The sequence below is a fragment of the Marinoscillum sp. genome (genome assembly GCF_040222955.1).
Lineage (GTDB): Bacteria > Bacteroidota > Bacteroidia > Cytophagales > Cyclobacteriaceae > Marinoscillum.
On sequence record NZ_JAVKCA010000009.1, the window covers coordinates 345240 to 363973 of the forward strand.

16 protein-coding genes are annotated in these 18734 nt (G+C 46.0%); 7 read left to right on the plus strand and 9 right to left on the minus strand.

What is annotated here, in order from left to right; genetic code table 11:
• The 8 genes from RIH33_RS09015 to RIH33_RS09050 form a co-directional block, all read right to left on the minus strand.
• Positions 1 to 504, minus strand: a complete 504-nt coding sequence (locus RIH33_RS09015) for a hypothetical protein (RefSeq protein WP_406650621.1) — start codon at positions 502 to 504, stop codon at positions 1 to 3.
• Positions 505 to 546: 42 nt separating this feature from the next.
• On the minus strand, positions 547 to 2445 hold the full coding sequence (locus RIH33_RS09020; RefSeq protein WP_406650622.1) for an ATP-binding protein: 1899 nt from the start codon (positions 2443 to 2445) through the stop codon (positions 547 to 549).
• A gap of 51 nt (positions 2446 to 2496) precedes the next feature.
• Positions 2497 to 4347 (minus strand): ATP-binding protein, encoded by a 1851-nt coding sequence (locus tag RIH33_RS09025; RefSeq protein WP_406650623.1) that lies wholly within the window; start codon positions 4345 to 4347, stop codon positions 2497 to 2499.
• A gap of 70 nt (positions 4348 to 4417) precedes the next feature.
• On the minus strand, positions 4418 to 4783 hold the full coding sequence (locus RIH33_RS09030) for a hypothetical protein (RefSeq protein WP_406650624.1): 366 nt from the start codon (positions 4781 to 4783) through the stop codon (positions 4418 to 4420).
• A 140-nt stretch (positions 4784 to 4923) separates the two neighbouring features.
• The gene (locus tag RIH33_RS09035; protein WP_406650625.1) at positions 4924 to 6789 is read right to left on the minus strand and encodes an ATP-binding protein; all 1866 of its coding nucleotides are present in this window, start codon (positions 6787 to 6789) and stop codon (positions 4924 to 4926) included.
• Between the two features lie 18 nt (positions 6790 to 6807).
• Positions 6808 to 7194 (minus strand): hypothetical protein, encoded by a 387-nt coding sequence (locus RIH33_RS09040; protein ID WP_406650626.1) that lies wholly within the window; start codon positions 7192 to 7194, stop codon positions 6808 to 6810.
• 254 nt (positions 7195 to 7448) lie between these two features.
• Positions 7449 to 7637, minus strand: a complete 189-nt coding sequence (locus tag RIH33_RS09045; RefSeq protein ID WP_406650627.1) for a hypothetical protein — start codon at positions 7635 to 7637, stop codon at positions 7449 to 7451.
• A 244-nt stretch (positions 7638 to 7881) separates the two neighbouring features.
• On the minus strand, positions 7882 to 9558 hold the full coding sequence (locus RIH33_RS09050) for an ATP-binding protein (protein WP_406650628.1): 1677 nt from the start codon (positions 9556 to 9558) through the stop codon (positions 7882 to 7884).
• A gap of 353 nt (positions 9559 to 9911) precedes the next feature.
• On the opposite strand from RIH33_RS09050, the gene RIH33_RS09055 reads away from it, so the two are divergent.
• From RIH33_RS09055 to RIH33_RS09085, 7 genes are all read left to right on the plus strand, one after another.
• Positions 9912 to 10805 carry a DUF4382 domain-containing protein gene (locus RIH33_RS09055; protein ID WP_406650629.1) on the plus strand — a complete coding sequence of 298 codons (894 nt, stop codon included), beginning with the start codon at positions 9912 to 9914 and terminating at the stop codon, positions 10803 to 10805.
• Positions 10806 to 10894: 89 nt separating this feature from the next.
• Positions 10895 to 11428: a hypothetical protein gene (locus RIH33_RS09060; RefSeq protein ID WP_406650630.1), complete on the plus strand. Its 534-nt coding sequence runs from the start codon at positions 10895 to 10897 to the stop codon at positions 11426 to 11428.
• 4 nt (positions 11429 to 11432) lie between these two features.
• Positions 11433 to 13925 (plus strand): ATP-binding protein, encoded by a 2493-nt coding sequence (locus RIH33_RS09065; RefSeq protein ID WP_406650631.1) that lies wholly within the window; start codon positions 11433 to 11435, stop codon positions 13923 to 13925.
• A 14-nt stretch (positions 13926 to 13939) separates the two neighbouring features.
• Positions 13940 to 15286 (plus strand): sigma-54-dependent transcriptional regulator, encoded by a 1347-nt coding sequence (locus tag RIH33_RS09070; RefSeq protein ID WP_406650632.1) that lies wholly within the window; start codon positions 13940 to 13942, stop codon positions 15284 to 15286.
• 173 nt (positions 15287 to 15459) lie between these two features.
• Positions 15460 to 16038: a hypothetical protein gene (locus RIH33_RS09075; protein ID WP_406650633.1), complete on the plus strand. Its 579-nt coding sequence runs from the start codon at positions 15460 to 15462 to the stop codon at positions 16036 to 16038.
• Positions 16039 to 16274: 236 nt separating this feature from the next.
• Positions 16275 to 17174, plus strand: coding sequence for a hypothetical protein (locus RIH33_RS09080; RefSeq protein WP_406650634.1), 900 nt, complete (start codon positions 16275 to 16277; stop codon positions 17172 to 17174).
• Between the two features lie 74 nt (positions 17175 to 17248).
• The gene (locus RIH33_RS09085; protein ID WP_406650635.1) at positions 17249 to 17857 is read left to right on the plus strand and encodes a porin family protein; all 609 of its coding nucleotides are present in this window, start codon (positions 17249 to 17251) and stop codon (positions 17855 to 17857) included.
• Positions 17858 to 18165: 308 nt separating this feature from the next.
• Here RIH33_RS09085 and RIH33_RS09090 read toward each other — a convergent pair whose 3' ends face one another.
• On the minus strand, positions 18166 to 18729 hold the full coding sequence (locus RIH33_RS09090; protein WP_406650636.1) for a toxin-antitoxin system YwqK family antitoxin: 564 nt from the start codon (positions 18727 to 18729) through the stop codon (positions 18166 to 18168).
• Positions 18730 to 18734 lie beyond the last annotated feature (5 nt).

Genomic DNA, 18734 nt, shown 5'->3' on the forward strand with positions numbered 1-18734 from the left:
CTAACCCGGCAACCAGCCTACCGCCATGCCTTCCAACCGGAAAGAGAGCGGCTCTGCAAGCCCATCAATTAATACATCGGTTAATACTACATTCACCCGATAGGTGACACCTTTGCGGTAAAGCTCCAAATCTTCAGGCCCCATCGCAATGCGAACCACTCCACTCTTAGCCGGTACCCGTTGCAGCTCCTTCGGCCTCCTGACGGTCATTACGTCATTGCAAAGGGTGTGGGAAATGTCCTGATCAAATTCTAGGTATTCTACCGACAGGATATCCTCCTCCAGGTTGAATGTGTTTTCCTGCTTCAACTGATAAGCCTGATCGTCCATGAAAATCCTGAGATAACCTGTTCCGGACTGGGTGAGTACAAAAACCTGGAGATGACCACATGAAGCTGTAGTGCCCGTAAATGGCCCAAAATTGAGTTCGGGTTCCTGAGAAGGCGGTGGTGTGCAGGCGGAAAGAACCAAAAACAAAATGAATACTGACCGGGGTGAGTTCATAGACACAGTCAAATTTAAAGGAATCAGGTGTATCGGTGCGTATTAGGCCATGATACTTTCTGTCTCTCCAAAAGCGGGAAGTTCAACGACAAATTCGGTCCCCACGCCTTCCTGACTTTGTACATGGATGCGGCCATTATTCACCTCGATAAACTCATGAACCAACTGCAGCCCCAGCCCGAGCCCCTTTTCGCCAGCGGTACCATAGGTGCTTTTGTCATCTTCCAGCATAAAGATAGTCTCGACCTGGTCTTCCGTCATTCCCACGCCGGTATCAACCACACGGATCTCCACTATTTGGTCTCTGACACGGGCAGTGAGTTCCACCCTGCCTCCTCCGGGAGTGAATTTCAAAGCATTGTTGACCAGATTTCTCAAAATGGTCATGGTGGTGTTTCTATCTGCCCAAAGTGAGATTTCCGGATCGATATTCGCCGACAAATGAATCCCTTTTCCCCTGGCCATATTGCCTAAAGTGGCCACCAGTTCTTCTGTCATTTCCTTAAGATTGAGGGTTTCCGGCAAGTAAGAAAACTGTCCCTGTTGCTTCATGGCCCAGTTGAGAAGGTTATCCAGCAGGGTGGACAGCTGGTCCACGGACTTATCAATATCATCGGCCACCTCCAGAAGCTGATCCGGCTCTCTGGAAGCTACAAAATACTTGATCAGCGAACTGATCCCATGAAAAGAATTAATCGGCCCCCGGAGGTCATGTGAAATGATGGAAAAGAACTTATCCTTGGTTTCATTGAGTGATTCCAGTACACGCTTTTGCTCCTCCAGTACCACGTTGATGCGCGCTTTGGATCGGTAGTACCTGAAGCTGACATAGGCCAGGATGGTGAGTATTATCGCAATCAGCGTGGCCGTAGTGATGATAATCTGCTGATTTTTCTGTTCGGCTTTCAGCAGGTCCACCTCGGCCTGTTTCTTCGCCAGCTCAAAAGCCCCTTCCAGGTTTTCAATTCTGTTATAGATTTCATCATTGGAGATACTATCCTTCAGTGCTACGTACTCCTGATGATACCTGTAAGCGGACTCATAATCTGCACTCATCGCATAGATGTCCGCCAATCTCAAGCTGTTGTCTCTGATTTCAGCTTTCAAACCGTACCGCCTGGAAATGGACATACTGGAGTCGGCAAATTGCTTGGCATCTCTCAGCAAGCCCTTTCGCTGATAAATCTCCGCCATGTATGTGAGAAAAATGGCACTCCCGTAATGGTCTTCCAGCTTTTCGAGCTCCCGAATGGAAGCACTCACATTCCGCTCGGCCTTCTCCAGATCACCCTGCTGAGCCTGGACCAAACCAATGTTGCCCAAATTGTAAGCAAGCCCCGACCGGTCACCACCCATTCGCTCATAGATGCGCTTGGATTCCTGAAAACAGACCAATGCCGAATCATACATATTAGACATGTAATACTCATCACCCATATTCAGCAAAATGGTAGCCAGCAAAACACTGTCCTGAGGGGTGAGCTGCCCCAGGGCTTCTTTATAGTAAAGCAAAGAATTGTTGTGGTTTCCTAAAATAGAGTAAACATCCGCCAGAGCGGTGTTGGCGCCAGCTACCCCTTTGATGTAACCTGACTTCTCAGCATAATCAAGCGCTTTAAAGAGGGAATAGATCGCCACATCAAAGTCCCCCATGAGCCGATAGGCCTGGCCCTGGTTCAAGTAGGCATGGTGAAGAAATTTGAGGTCTTGAATGGTTCTGGCCTCCTCCATCAGGAGGTCAGCATATTCCAGTTTCTTCTGGGGGTCCGTCTGATTATTGGCTATGAGGGTAAGAATTCTCATGCGGGCGGTGTCCTGCCGTGGTAACCTATCGGCGATCTCAATGAGGCTATCAGCAACCGACTGATCCTGACCAACCCCCAGCAGGGGTAATAATGAAAGGAATATTGCTAGTACAATATGATAGCCTTCTCGATTCATCGTATATGAAGGTAGTGACTTTAATTTAAAATTGACATCATCAGATCTATTTTAGCTCGGTGCTAACGGCAGTCTCACAATGAAGGTAGTGCCCATACTCTCTGCAGTCTCCACGTCAATACTCCCTCCGTTCATTTCTACAAACTCGTGAACCAGCTGCAACCCAAGGCCCAGGCCCTTCTCGCCGGCCGTCCCATAGGTGCTCTTCTTATCATGAAATTTAAATAACATGTCCAGCTTGCTTTTCGGAATCCCCACCCCTGAATCCGCTATGCGAATCACGGCGAGCCCATTCACGGCCTTTGCGGAAATCCGTACCTGACCTTTTTCCGGGGTGAACTTCAGAGCATTGTTCACCAGGTTTCGCAAAATGGTCATTGTCATGTTTTTGTCTGCCCATACTTCCAGGTTTTCCGCTACTCTTGCCGAAAGCTCAACATTCTTTGCCTTGGCCATGTTGCTAAGTGTTTTGACAATTTCATCTGCCATTTCTTCCAGCCGGAGCTTTTCGGGATTGTTCGGGAAGTGGCCCTGCTGCTGCATAGCCCAGGTGAGGAGATTGTCCAACAGGTTGGATAAGCGTTCTACTGATTCGTCTATGTCATCGGCGATCACCATGAGCTGTTCGGTCTCTTTGGTCTGCACCAGGAATTTGATCATCCTGCTAATCCCGAAAAATGAACTCACGGGGCCCCTGAGATCATGAGAGATAATAGAAAAGAACTTATCCTTAGTCTGGTTGAGTGATTCCAGTTCGCGGTTAATCCTGGATTTGGTCTGATAGTACTTGTAAATAATCCCGGCCAACACTACCAACACCAGCGCAAAAGCCCCAATAGCGAGCATAATCAGTTGTTGAATTCTCTTCTCAGCGGTCAGGACATCCACTTCAGCCTGTTTTTGACCTACCTCATACCTGGTCCGCATATCTGCCAGACTTTGGATCATGGCCAGATTGCGAATGCTGTCTCTATAGACGATGTGCTGCTGGTAAAACTGTAGGGCTTTTTCAAAATCACCTACATGAGTATAAAGTTCACTCATCTTCAAACTTCCATCGCTAATCTGCTCCTTAAGCCCACGCTGATGAGCCAGCTCCAATGCTTCTTCCACCAGCTCCCTGGCCTGATTAATTTGATTCTTTTGAAAATAAACATCCGCCAAATGAAACTGATAAGTGGTAATCGTACCAGCATCATTTCCCATTGACGATTTGTATTCCAATGCATCAGCTAGTTGCTCTTCCGCCAAATCGAGGTTACCAAGGCGAGCATTCACCATTCCAATATTGCCAGTGATTACCTTGGTGAGGTATTCTCTTTTGAGTTCCTGAGCGAAAAATTCCGCTTTCTGATAATACTTAAGTGAAGAGTCCAGATAATCATTGTTGTAGTATCCTTCTGCGAGATTGTTGAAAGCAATGACCTGTCTCACAGAGTCTTGATGATCTCCGGTTTCGTATTGCCCGATACATAAGTTGAAATAATGGGCAAGTTTTTCAACGTCTCCGATTTTACCATAGAGCGTGCCAATAAGGCTGTTGACCATCGCCACATCCTTTTTGGTGAGGTGCTCACCAACTCGGAGCGCCTCAAAAAGATATTCCAGTGCTGACTCATAACTACCCTGGGATTTATAAGCCTGACCCAGATACACATTGGCCCAAAACCTATTAGGATGATCAGCCTCACGAGCCTCCTCCAGCAGCCTGTTCCCATAGAAAATGGTAGAGTCGTCATCATTGACCGAATGCAGCAAAATGGACTTGAGCACCTTGATCTTTTCCTCATAATCCATGCTTTGCAGGTGTATTCCCTTCAGGCTATCAAGTGTATCACTGGCCCCTGCAGATGGACTCAAAAGGAGTGTCAATAACAATAGTAAAGTGTATCTTGTTGTCATTCAGCTGGAAAGATAACAAGCAGGTGGTAAAAAACCACCTGCCAAAGAATGTTGAAACCCACTCTGGTTACTACCCTGGAGGACACTCCGGATCACAGTATTTCAGATCTGGATCCACAGAAATAACAGCGGTCTCTCCTGCCGGGATCACGTTGATGGTATACTTCGTCCGCGCTCCCTTGCTGGCATTGGATTTTACTTTCCCGGTCTTCTCCTTCTTATCTCCTATGAGGGGAGTGTCAATGATTTCGTCGTTGTCCAGGTCCACCGTGATATCGTCGATGCTAGTATCGTATGCCATCCAGGTAATTTGCGAATTCTTACCCAGGACGGATTGCGGGGATTTGGCTGAGACAATTCCCCAATTGTCTTTGTCTGAGCTCCACCAGAGCTCCTTTTTCTGATAGGTCAGATAAATTTTAATCTTCTTAGCCATTAGTTATGTTGGTTAGCGGTTAGAAAAAATTAGTTAAGCGTATTTACCTTCAATATATCAAATGATGCACTTTCTCCGACACTTCATTAGTAAAAACCGTCGCTTGAGTTGTAAAAAACGTATATCGCGGCCTGCTAACCCTACTTTTCTCCATATAATGGTAAACTCACGATAAAGGAAGTTCCCTTGTCTATTTCGCTCTCCACCTCGATGTGGCCACCGTTCATTTCAATAAACTCATACACCAGCTGCAAACCCAATCCGAGTCCCTTCTCTCCTGAAGTACCATAGGTACTCTTCTTATCCTGAAGTTTAAACAAGCTGTCCATCTTTTCTTTCGGAATCCCCACACCAGTATCGGATACCCTGATTTTCACCATTTGTTCATATCGGCTGGCGGAGATGGTCACTTGCCCGCCCTCCGGCGTAAACTTCAGTGCATTGTTTACCAGGTTTCTCAGGATGGTCATTGTGGTGTTCTTGTCCGCCCAAACCACAAGATCTGCCTGCACATCTGTCGAAAGGTCGATTTTCTTTCCTTTGGCCATAGTGCCCAGTGTATTCACCAGTTCATTGGCCATATCGGCCAGCTGAAGCTTTTCCGGGTGATTCGGAAACTGACCCTGCTGCTGCATTGCCCAGGTGAGCAGGTTATCCAGCAGCGTGGAAAGGCGCTCTACAGACTCATCTATGTCATCGGCTATTTCCAGCAGTTGCTCAGTTTCTTTGGATTGCACCAGGAATTTGATCATTCGGCTAATCCCAAAAAACGAACTGACCGGTCCTCTCAGATCATGGGATATGATGGAAAAGAATTTATCCTTGGTCTGATTGAGGGCTTCCAGCTCCTTATTGATCCGGGACTTGGTCTGATAATATTGGTAGATCACAATCGCCAGGATGAACAAAATGAACGCAAATGCTCCAATGGAGATCATGACCACCCTTTGGGTCTTCTTTTCCGCGGTGAGCACGTCCACTTCCGCCTGCTTTTGACCCACTTCAAATTCCGTACGGATATCCGCAAGTTTTTTCACTGTGCTGGCATCCGAAATACTGTCCTTATAGAGAAAATACTGCCTCAGATAGCCCATGGCCTTCTGATAATTGCCTTCTGCCTCATACAATTCGGCCAGCTTGGCATATGCATCTCTCATTTGCTCTTTCAAACCAATATTTCGGGCCATTTCCAGCGATTCATTGTAGATGGCTATGGCCTCGTTGGTCAAGCCCTGATCCACATAGATTTTTCCCAGATGAATGAGGTAATCCGAAATCCCGTAGGTATCGCCCAGAGGCTTGAGTATCTCAATGGCTTCCTTCAAATCTGCCTCTGCCTCTCTGTAGTCTCCTAGTTCTCGTTTGATAAGTGCTTTATTTCCGATACTATAGGCAATACCAATGGTCAGGTTGATCTCATTGAAAATGATCTTTGCTTCGTCATAGTAGATGATTGCTGAATCATATTCCTGATTTTCATAATAGTTGTAGCCGGTATTCAGCAGCGTCAGTGCCAATTGCTGATGATCACCGGTCGCGCGAAAAATATCAATCGCCTTATTATTGAAATTAATAGCATTGGCAATGTCATTGTCGCGCCTCAGAAAGGTATTCGAAATCTCAGCATATACCTCTCCAAGGTTTGTTTTCAAGTCGTGCTTCTCGGCTATTTTGGCCGATTCAAATAAGTTTTCCAGCGACTTCTCCAGATCTCCCCTGAGCCTGTACCCTATCCCAAGGGCGCTGTATCCATACTGCAAATGATAATAATCCTTTCTGAGATCAGAGAGCTCAATGAGCATGAGACTGTATTTGATTTTTTCGTCAGGGTTAGTCTCACTCAGCGTGATTTTTTTTAACACGCTCAGGGAAATGGAATCATTGCTGATTCCGGGAAGCGTCCGCTTGAGACTGTCGGCCATTTGCTGGTTCTGAGCGTAGGAGGCCAGGCACAGAAAAAAAAAGGTGGTGAACAACACCACCTTTTTGATTTGATTATTAGTCATATGTAAAAGTCACAAATTTTATGGTTGCGGCACCTGAATGGTGGGATCTTTGTCTTTTTGATCTCCATTTTTAATCTTATAGTTGATATCATAGCCGTTCAAAGCTGGATTAGTTGGAGATTCAGGGTCAGTATTTACCACCCCGCTAAAAGTTCTCTTAGTGTTGTCTGTGGCAGCGGGCTTGTTGGACCAGATATCTTTCCAATTGCCTCCTGAAGATTTCGTTTTGCCCACATTAATGTTATTGATCTTATCAATGGAATCATCGGCACATGTCCACATCACAGTATCTCCCGGATTAGCACCCACTATGGATGTTTCAGCCATTACCTGATAATTAACATTGTCGGTAGAATACTGCAGATCTCCTGCCGAATACTTCAAATAAATTGTAATTGTTGCCATTGTTTAGCTTGGTTTAGCGGTTAAAAAAATTAGTTTTTTATTGAGTGTCCAATATATCAAATGATATAGTTTTTCAAAGAACTTAATCGGTAAAAGCTCGGGTATTCATCGATAATTCTTTCAAATCATGGCCCCGCTTGTCCAGCGATTCCATCTGTTGCCGCCGGCACCTACTATCTATTGATACACTTCTGTACAAAAAAGGCTTCCCGATCAGGAGAAGCCTTTACTATCTACAATTCAATATTTTGCAATCAATAATTTTGATTAATGTACCATTTGGCTGTGAGCAGTCTGGACACCTGTGAAGGACTCTGAGCCAACTCAAGATTTCTGTCCAAATGCTTCTTTATTTTAGACACACATGAGGCGATGAGCATTTGTTCCTCGGTATCCAACTCTGTCTGAAAGCTGGTAGTCTGGGGCTGATTGGTGAAGGACATTATCATAATCTTTTTCTTTAGGACATATCAAAACTCCTAAAAACCCCATCAATTAAAAACTGAATAGTTGCCAGCCGGAAATATCAGGAGTGAATAGGGATTTTCAGACCTTGATCAGAAAAGTGGGGTAATTTTCAATGGTAAAATGGCATTTTAACAGGTATTTTAAGTACTATTCTGATATTTTCACCTAAGAAATCACCAATCACCCGCGCAAGCTCCAAATTTTCAGGTAGTGAACCGGTTAAACCGTGCCGTTTACCGGGATAACAATGGTGAATGTAGACCCTTCGCCTTCCTTGCTGGATACCTGAATGCCCCAGCCGTTTCTCGTGGCGAGTTCTGAGCAAAGGGATAGCCCTATACCGGTGCCTTTCTCTCCGGATGTGCCCATCTCAGAATCCATCACCACACGACCCCTGATCTCCTCCAGGCGAGACGCTGAGATGCCCACGCCCTCATCTCTGATGGTACAGGCTATGGATCCTGATTGTGACCGGGCGCTCACATAGATACTACCTCGTTCACGGTTAAATTTCAGGGCATTGTTCAGCAGATTCCTGACTATCACCCGAAGGTCATTCTCATGTACATGCAAAATCAAATCTGGTGACACCTCATTATTCACCTCAATACACTTTTTACCGATGATCTCCCGGAATAGGCCAGCGCTTTCTTCCACAACCTGATACAGGCACACCTCACCCTTATGTGAAGGCACTCCGTGAAACTGCGCCTTAGCCCACGAAAGCAGATTGTCCAGCATGTGTGAGAGGCCCAAAAGGTTCTCCCTAATGCTCTGGGTATACCTTTTCATTTCTTCCTGGGTCAGTTCCCCGTGATCCTGGAGGTAGAGGGTGTTCTTCAGTGTATCTATGGGGCTCATCAGGTCATGAGCAATAATGGAGAAGAGCTTGTCTTTGGTCCGGTTGAGCTCCTTCAGCTTGTGCTCAGCCTCCTTCAGCTCTGTAACATCTGTCACAAACACCGTCACATACTCTACCTGATCATCAGGACCTAAAATGGGGAAATACTTCCCATAGGAGTGTGTGAAAGCTCCATTTTCCTGAGAGATATTCTGATAGAAGTCCTGCGGAGTGCCGGCCAGGCAGTTCTCAATGAGCGGGTCATGAAAATCCACTATCTCTGGCGGCAGCACATCACGGTAGTGATGACCTATGATGTCCTTTATGGGAATTCCGAAAGCATCCTCATACTTCTTATTCACAATCAAGTAGTTACCCTTCCTGTCAATCATGGCCAGAAACAAGGGCAGATTATTGAGTAATGAATCCATCATCAGCTTAGACTTCTTCAGTTGTTCTTCGCTTGAGGTCAATTTTTCGTTTAGCTGATCAGCTTCCTCTATGGAACGCGCCAGCTCATCTCTGAAAACCGCACTGAAAAAATAAATCAGCAGAAAGGCCACACAGTAGTTAAGTATGGCAAACCAAAAATCGGAAGGAAGCGGGATGTCGTGGGTGGTATACTTGAGTGCCTCCAGTATAACGAGGGCGATAAAGATGCATGCAAATACCAATCGCCGCCACCAACCCTCATAGAGGATCGGCGCGATCACCGACAGACCAATGATAATCACCTCCAGGTGGGTTTTCCTGTCTATTAAGATATTGGAGTAGGCCACGCTAAATAAGATAGCCAGCAACCCAAAAGTGAACAATGATGCCGCAAAGTGATATCTGCGATAGTTCAGCAGAAAGATCACTGGCAAAAAGATAAGCAGGATGGCCAGTAAACAAGCAAGGCTCTGAGTGACCAGCCCGGAGAAGCCATTGATGGCCATGAGCATGAAAGCCACCACAATGGCCACAAAATTGACCTTCTTCAAGACCACAAACTTCCTCCGCTCTAACCCGGAAAGATCGTCATGCACACTAATAAGAAACCTGGGTACCTCCATCACATCCCTTATTAAAAGCTCATAATTGGATGTAGAAGTGAGTAAATCTCCCGACTATAGTAGTCCGAAGTGAAAGCTGGTGATTTTGGCTCCCGAACTGAAGCTGCCAATCTTTCTTAAGATATAGCATTTTACTCAAAAAATCCGGGCCCGGACGCAAAAAGTATGTGATTCATTCTCCAACGCACAAACTATTGTCATTTTGAGAAGCTCTTATTCAAAATGACAAGAAAAACACTTTTCACTACTCCAACTTAAAATTACAAAACACTGAATCACAGTGATTTAAAGATAAAAACAGATTTTGGAACGGGCTTTGGCATATGGAGAGCGTACCAAAAATTATGAAAGTTATGAGAACATTTAAATCAATTTTATCAGCGATTCTTATTGTGGGAACAGCGGGGTTTTTAATGTCCTGCGAGAGTGAGATAGAATCCAAAGGTACCGCGAGCATTGGAGTCACCGATGCGGCCGTTGATGCCGAAAATATATCTGGAGTCTACCTCAAAGTAAATGAAGTCCAAGCGACGGCACAGGGTAAAACCAAAACCGTAGTGGCCTTTGATTCTCCAAAGACCTTTAATGTAATGGACTATCAGAGCGGTGCTACCTACGATCTCGGCGAGGGCCAGATTGACGCAGGTAGTTACAGTGAATTGAGATTCATTCTGGAAGAAGGTTCTTATGTGAAATTCAAAGATGGAACCACAGCAGACCTGGATGTGCCTAGTGGTACTTCCTCTGGTTACAAAGTGAAAGGTGACTATGAGATCAACAGTGACAGCAGAACCAATCTGGTGGTTGACATTGACCTCAGAAAAGCTTTTGTAAAAACCGGATCTGGCGAGTACAAACTCAGACCTACAGCACGTATTGTCAATAAAGACCGTGCTGCCATGATCAACGGTACTGTTACTGGAAATACAGCTGACAAAGTGGTAGTCTATGCTTATGCCAAAGGGACTTACAATGAGTCTGAAACTACAGAGCCAGCTGATGGCGAGTCAAGATTTGAAGGCTCTATCAATAGTGCGGTGGTAACCAATGGTCAATTCAAAATGGCCTATATGGAAGAAGGTGAATATGACCTGATTGCTGTGGCCTATGACGAAAACCCAGAGGAGGATACTTACGCTTTCAGAAGCGCCTCTGAGGTAGACATGATGGTTGCAGGCTCTTTGTTGAGTGTACTCAAGATAGAAGGCAATGCCAACGTGAATGTATTGATCAATCTTGATTTCTAAAAAATCTCAAACATCCACCTGTTTGAAGAAGAAGGCAGGGCTTAACCGTCCTGCTTTCTTTTTTTATCACATTCAAAAGGAAAATCACCATGAAAAGATTCATACTTATTATCCTCCCGATATTAACACTGGTCGGTTGTCAAAGCAATACCTACTATGCCGCCCAAAGCACGAACCTTCAGCGATTTGACGGATGGCAGGAAGAAAACGCTACCTTTCTGATGGAAGCCAATGATCTTACACTCCTGCTCCAAAACCTCTCCACCCTGGCAATGACAGAAGCCAACACCAGAGAAGCCTACCTGGCCGCCGAAGCGGCTTACCCTGAATTTCAGAATCTCCTACTGGACTTTAAAATAGAGGCTGCTGCACGGCGCATAAAACTTTCCAGTGTGCTGAGTCAGGACAACGACCTTATCTACCAGCAGTTGAGAACGGCGAAAAAGGATGATTTTGACCGCCTCTATCAGAAGATTGTGGTTCAAAAAATTACCGATCTGCGTGACCTCTCACAGGAGTACACCCTCAAAGGACATAATGATGGGCTCATTCACTTCAGCGAAAAAATCATTAGCACCATTACACCACTCCATGAAAAAATAAAGGCGCTGGAAATGACTTGATCTCATGGCTTTTGATATAACACTTAGAGGAGAAGAGCGTTTATTTGTAGGATCATTACAAATAAGCGTGAAGAGAAGCCATATTGCCAATTTTTTAGGAATAATCCTGATCATACTCACCATTTCTCTGGCAGGTGCGGGATACGTCACCTATCAGAACCTGGAGGAGATTGTGTCCAAGCTGGAGACAGATGATCGCTCCAACATCAACCTGCTCCAATACAAGGAGATCCTGGTCAATCTCCATGACATGGAAAATCAGGTGGAGTCTTATGAGCTCACCAGTGATCCCAAGTACATAGAAAGATACAACAGAAGCATTTCGCGGGTTTTTGCGCGGGTAGATTCTATCAATGCGCTCAACGAAAATGACACTGAGCTGGTCATTTTTAATGACTCTCTGCGGTCCCTGATTAATGAAAAAACCTTTACACTGAACCAGCTGATCGATTTCAGATCCAATCAGGAAAAGGACGAATTCAAAGAACTGGAGGGCTTTCTGGATGCCATATCGTCCAATCCCACACCTCCCACTCAAGCCGGGGACACGGCCAAACTTGATGAGCCCGAGCCAGAAGAGAAAAAAGGATTTTTTAAGCGCCTACTGGCTAAAAAACCCGAAACGGTAGCCGCCCCTGAAATCAATCAGGACAGCATTATTCAGGCCCAGAAAAAACAGTATCATTCGCAGATCAATACTAAAGTGGATCAGATGAGGTCCAGCCAGCGGCTTGTCAGTCAGCGCCAGCGCGAGAAAGAAATGGACCTCCTTTCGGCTCATTTTGACATTCAAAACCAGATCATAGATTTGGTGACTTTTCTGGAGAGCCGCGAAACCACCAAGGTGAAAATCAAGGCCATCAAGGCTAAAGAGCTGGCCAATCACACGAGCCAGCAAATTACCTTATTCTTCACCCTGGCCACCCTCCTGCTCCTCTCGTCCGTGATCATGATGGTGACTTACGTGCAGCGAAACAGCCGCTATCAGGAGCTCCTCCGGGAGTCTAAAACCTCGGCAGAAACCCTGGCCAAAGCCAAGGAACGGTTCTTTGCCAACATGAGTCACGAGATTCGCACCCCGATGAACGCCATATCGGGCTTCACCAAAGTCCTACTGAGAACCGAGCTGAAAGAAGAACAAAAGGAGCAGGTCCAAATCATTCACAAATCCAGCGAACACCTGCTGAGGCTCCTCAATGACATCCTGGATTTCTCAAAACTTCAGGCAGAAAAACTACAGCTGGAGTCAACTCCCTTCAGCATCCGACAGGTCTGCGAAGACAGCATCACACTCCTGAAAGCCAGCGCGGATCATAAAGGGCTGAAGCTCTACAGCACCCTGGAGGATGTACCCGAGTATGTACTGGGAGACCCGCATCGCCTCAGACAGATCATGCTCAACCTGCTGAACAACGGCATCAAATACACAGAAGATGGCGAAGTAGCCCTGCTGGTACGTGGAGAGCGTAAACAAAACAAGTTTCACCTCTCCCTGGAAGTGAGGGATACCGGCGTGGGTATTTCCAAAGATCATCAATTGCGACTCTTTCAGGAATTTGAGCAGGCCAATCAGAGCTCTTTTTCCAAAGGCACAGGGCTGGGGCTGGCCATTACCAAAAGGCTCGTGAACCTGCACCACGGTAGCATCCGGCTGGACAGCAAAGAAGGAGACGGGACTTCAGTATTCGTAAAAATGGTGTATCCACTCACGGACAAGAAGCCGGCAGAAGACTCTGTGAAGGAAACAAAACATGATTTTCAGGGAGTGCATGTGCTCATTGCAGACGATGAACCTTTCAACACCAAACTACTGACCACCCTGCTTGAGAAAAAACAGATCACCTTTGATGTGGTGCACGATGGCACCAGCGCCCTGAAGCTGGCTATGGCCCACCCCTACCACATGCTCCTGCTGGATCTAAAGATGCCCGGACATTCCGGATGGGAACTGCTCGAAGAGATCAAATCAACATCCGGACCCAACCAAAGTACTCCGATGATCGCGCTCACGGCTACCATCACCAGTCTTGACAAAAGCCAGGGTACCGCTTTCCGTTTTGATCAAATCATGAGAAAGCCGTTTGAGGAAACAGAACTCTTTGAAGCCATCGCCAGTGCGCTGCACATCTCCCCTACGGTGGAAACCCGCGCCAAAAACGTAACTGACCTTTCTGCCCTGATGCAAATGGGTGACCAACAGTTTGTGCAAGACATGGTGGAAACCTTCATCAATGGTGCGCAAGAAGGTCTCCTGCAAATCCGCTCAGCCCTGAAAAACGAAGCCTACGAAGATATTTCGCTTATTGCACACAGAATAGTGGCTCCTGCCAGGCACTTCAAAGCAGGACAATTAGTAGATTTATTGAAAAACCTGGAAAAACGTGCAAATAACCGGGATTCTACCATTTCGGAGGCCGACCTGAACCTTATCCAGCAGGAACTGGATCACGTCATAACCTCTCTGAAATCAGCCCTGCAGGCGCAGATATTCAACTGAAAACATTAAAACTCATGGGTCAAAAGCCATTTACAATTTTTGTAGTAGAAGATGATGACTGGTACAGAAAGCTCCTGCATCACAACCTCACCCTGAACCCCGAATACCGGGTAGAAACCTTTGCCAATGGGGAAGCTTTTCTCAAGCAAATCAATGAGAAGCCGGATGTCGTCACATTGGACTACCGGCTGCCTGACTATAACGGGGAGGACCTGCTCAAAAAAATAAAAGCCGCTGACCCGGGCATAGAAGTCCTCATCATCTCAGAGCAAAGTGAAATAGAAACGGCCGTTTCCCTGCTGAAAGCGGGGGCTTATGACTACATCACCAAGACCGAGGACATTCGTGATCGACTCCTCAATGTAGTCCAGCACATCAGCAAAAACCGCTCACTCAAAACCCAACTCGAAAACCTTCAGACTGAGGTAGCTCAAAAGTATGAGTTTGAGACCTCCATCATTGGACAGAGTCAGGAGATGAAGAAGGTGTTTCAGATGATGCAAAAGGCTACGACCAACAACATCTCTGTAATCATCACCGGCGAAACAGGTACCGGAAAGGAGATGGTAGCCAAGTCTATTCACTACAACTCGCCCAGGAGCAAGAAGTCTTTTGTAGCTGTGAACATGAGTGCCATCCCCAAAGAACTGGCTGAGAGTGAACTCTTTGGTCATGAAAAAGGCGCCTTCACGGGGGCGGCTAACCGGCACGCGGGCAAGTTTGAGCAGGCACATGGCGGCACGCTTTTTCTGGATGAAATCGGTGAAATGGCTCCTGAGCTGCAGGCCAAGCTCCTCCGTGCGCTTCAGGAAAAAGAAATCGTACGTGTGGGCGGTACAGAACCCGTAAAAGTAGACTGCAGGATCATCGCGGCCACACACCGAAACCTGCTGGAAGAAATGAAAAAAGGGGCCTTCCGGGAAGACCTCTACTACAGGCTCTTTGGGCTTCCGGTAGAGCTACCCCCCCTTCGCGACCGTGAAAACGACATTGTGATCCTGGCTAAGCATTTCGCTGAAAGTTTCTTAAAGGAAAACGACATGCCACCAAAAACCTTCACCAAGGATGCCCTGAAAAAGCTGATGACCTACGCCTACCCTGGAAATATCCGGGAGCTAAAATCCATCGTGGAGCTTTCCGTGGTAATGGCCGAAGACACAGAGATTACCGCCGAGGACATCACCTTCACTCAGTCCAATCCCATCACCGAGCTCTTCGATGAAGAACTCACCATGAAGGATTACGAACTGAGAATCGTGAAAATGTACCTTAAAAATCACAACGACGACATCAAGAAGGTGGCCGAGCTCCTGGACATAGGCCAGTCCACCATCTATCGGATGCTGAAAAAGGAGAAGTAATTGACCATTGCACTTTTGGGATTACCTTCTCCTTTTGAGAATGGCTTTGTCAATTTGGGATACTCCATGCGATGAGCAGTATATCAATCAGCTAATTATCAACGAGTTAGCATTCAATAAAAATCTGGTACAAGTTTGGCATAATGGCTATGCGTAAATCAAAACGTATAGTCATGAACTTTAAACAAATACTTTCAGCATTCATTCTTTTTACCTTTTCTGTCAGTGGTCTAATGGCCAGTGGCAACCAAGGCGATGCAAAAGACACTGACCTGTCTGCCTCATCCCTGCACTACCCTGCAAAGCCCTCGCTGGCCATCAACTCCTCCAGCTACAACACCGCTTTCGGAGTACGCGGGATAGGAACCTCAGGTCTCACCATCAAACATTTCACTTCCAACTCCAAGGCCATTGAAGGAATCATCGGTCTGTGGCCCAGTGCCCTATCTGCCACCATTCTTTTCGAGCGATATGTCAATGCTTTTGACGAGCCCGGACTGAACTGGTACTATGGTATAGGTGGTCACGTAGCCACTCAAACTGACTGGGTATACTATGATGGTGTGCGTGGTTACCGCAGGTCAAACGGCGACTTTGGGGTGGGTGTAGATGGAATCTTCGGACTAGAATACAAAATCAACGAAGTGCCCATAGCAGTCAGTCTGGATGTGAAACCCTTTTTGGAGGTGACCACCAACGGGGATGCATACCTCGCGCTGGACCCCGGACTGGGCATAAAGTTCACCTTCTAAAAAGTACAACAGGTGTTTTGATTCCACTAAAAAGAGCAAAACATGGAAACCTTAGCCATTATTTATCTGTGCCTCGGGGCATCACTGGTGATCCTCTTTGGCATAAGGAAAATCAGGAAACACCGGCCAGCGAGTGCAGAGAAACATGAAAACCAATCTGCTGACTAACTGAAGATAAAGTCCAAAAATACGGACCTATTTAAATACGATTTATAAAACTTAAAATCAATATTGTTATGAACCCTCAAACTAAAAAAAGTACGCTGAAAATCTCAGCCATCTTACTGGTGGGAGCCCTTGCTTTCACCTCCTGCGACAAAGAAGAACGCAAACAACTACAGGCCCAGGCTGATGAGTTGGAGCAAAAACTGCACGAACGCGATTCGGCTTTCAATAGCATCATAAATGTGATGGCAGAAGTAGAAACTCAGATTGAGCAAATTAAAACACAGGAAAACCTCATTGCCAGCTCGTCATCTGGCGACTTTTCCAGCATGGAAAAAGACCAAATGGTGGGCGACCTGAAAAAGATCAATGAGCTGATCTCCAGCACCAATGAAAAGGTGAAGTCCCTGTCCAGCCAATTGGAAGATTCAAACATAGAGCTGAATGCTTTTAAGAGACGGGTGCAGGATATGATGAAAAACCTCAAAGCCAGAGAGGCATCCATTGCTCAGCTGAAAGAAGACATCCAGATGAAAGATAACAGGATTGCCGAATTGGATACAGAAGTGGGCTCACTCGTCACCCGTGTGCAGCTGCAGACGGAAACCATAGAGCTCCAGAATCAGGAACTGGTGGAACGCGAAAATGACCTGAATACGGCCTTTTTTGCAGTGGATACCGAGAAAAAGCTGAAAGATGAAGGTCTGGTGACCAAAGAAGGTGGGTTCCTTTGGATAGGAAAAACCACCGAACTGCAGGCCGATGCTGCCCAGCAGAAATTCACAGAAGTGGATATACAGAACACCAAGCGATTTTACATAGACAGTGAAAAACTGGAGATCGTCACAGAGCACCCCAGCGAGAGCTATAAGTTGGTGAATGAAGACGGAAGGGTAAAATACCTGGAAGTGGTAAATCCCTCCGAATTCTGGAAAATATCCAAGTACCTGGTTGTTTCCGTAAAAGGATAATATTCAATCAGCCATGGGGTCCGGAAAAGATCCGGACCCTAATTTTACACTTTAATAAACAAAACGTTAAGATCATGAAACTCAAAATACTATTTCTAGCCTCAATGTGTATCTTCTTCACCGCAGCCAATGCTCAGCGAGCAGGACTAAAAGGAGGTGTGAACTTCACTAATCTGTATGTGGATGATGTGGACGATGAAAATATGAAAGTAGGATTCAATGTGGGATTGTTTCATCGCTCAGACCTTAGTGAAAATTTCGCCATACAGCCGGAGTTTCTTTTCACCCAGAAAGGGTCCGAAATACAATATGATGGTTTCCTTGGTGGCAGCGGTAAGTACAGATTTAACTTAAATTATCTTGAAGTACCGGTGCTGGCTGTGGCCAAAATAGGCGGCTTCAACATTCACGCCGGACCTTACCTGGGATTTCTGGTAGGTGCCAATGTGAAAGACATAGACGATGATGGCAGCCTGAATGATGTAGAGTCGCTGGACCGTGATGACTTCAACACGTTTGATTATGGTATTTCGGGAGGTATAGGGTTTGATTTCCCTGACGGGATCCTGGGACTCAGGTATAACTACGGTTTTGTGGAGATAGGGCAAAGTGGCGTGGCTGGACAGGCCACCGAAAACTCTAAAAACTCAGCCCTCCAACTCTACCTTGGATTCGACTTTTAATACAATTTTCACATAGATCAGCCGAAAGGCAAAAGGCCCTGTATTTTCATTCAGGGCTTTTTTTATGCCTTTTCCCTCTGCGTAAGACTGGGCCATCCTGAACCATGCGCATCGCTTTCTCAACTCATGCGCATGAAAAAAAAATTCATTCCTACGAAATGCTGAAAACGTGCTTATAAAAATAAATTCTATAGGCATCGGTTGAGGTGTGCGGGCTTGGGGTTGATGGGGCACGTGCTCTCCGAGCAAGGAGGAACTGCTGCAAAGAATTCTATTCGTTAAATTTGATTTGCTAACTCGTAAATCTACTAGTTAAGAAAATCCAGAGGTAAAATCCCACCCTTTAAATAACTGGTATCGGCCGGAACCCCACCGCGATACTTGATCTGTCTGACAGAATCTCCCTGAAGATCCTTTCTGAATGCATTCAAAATGCCCGATTTATAGATGCGCTCTTCCACAACCTTTCCATCCTCGAGATCCTGTGACCTGCCGGAAAGTTGACCCTTTTGGTAATTTGCCACGGCCACCAATTCTCCCTGATCATATGAATACCAGGTGCCTGTTTTCAGTCCATTCTTCATCTGACCTTTTGTGGATACCTGTCCGGATGCATTGAACCGAGTAAACTCACCATCCAGCAAGTATCCGGAAAAACTACCCCTGGTGGATTGGAGTTGACCACTTTTAAACCAAAAATACTCAAGCTCAGAATCTGGATTCACTTTGGTTTTGGTTAACCGGAATTCGAGAACGTCATCGCCTTCTTTGGTTGTCACTTTTTGAAGCTCCCCATCATTCGATGGAAAACCACTGCGACTACATGCGATAAAAACAAATGAAAACCCAAGTATCCATATCAACCTATTCATTGTCA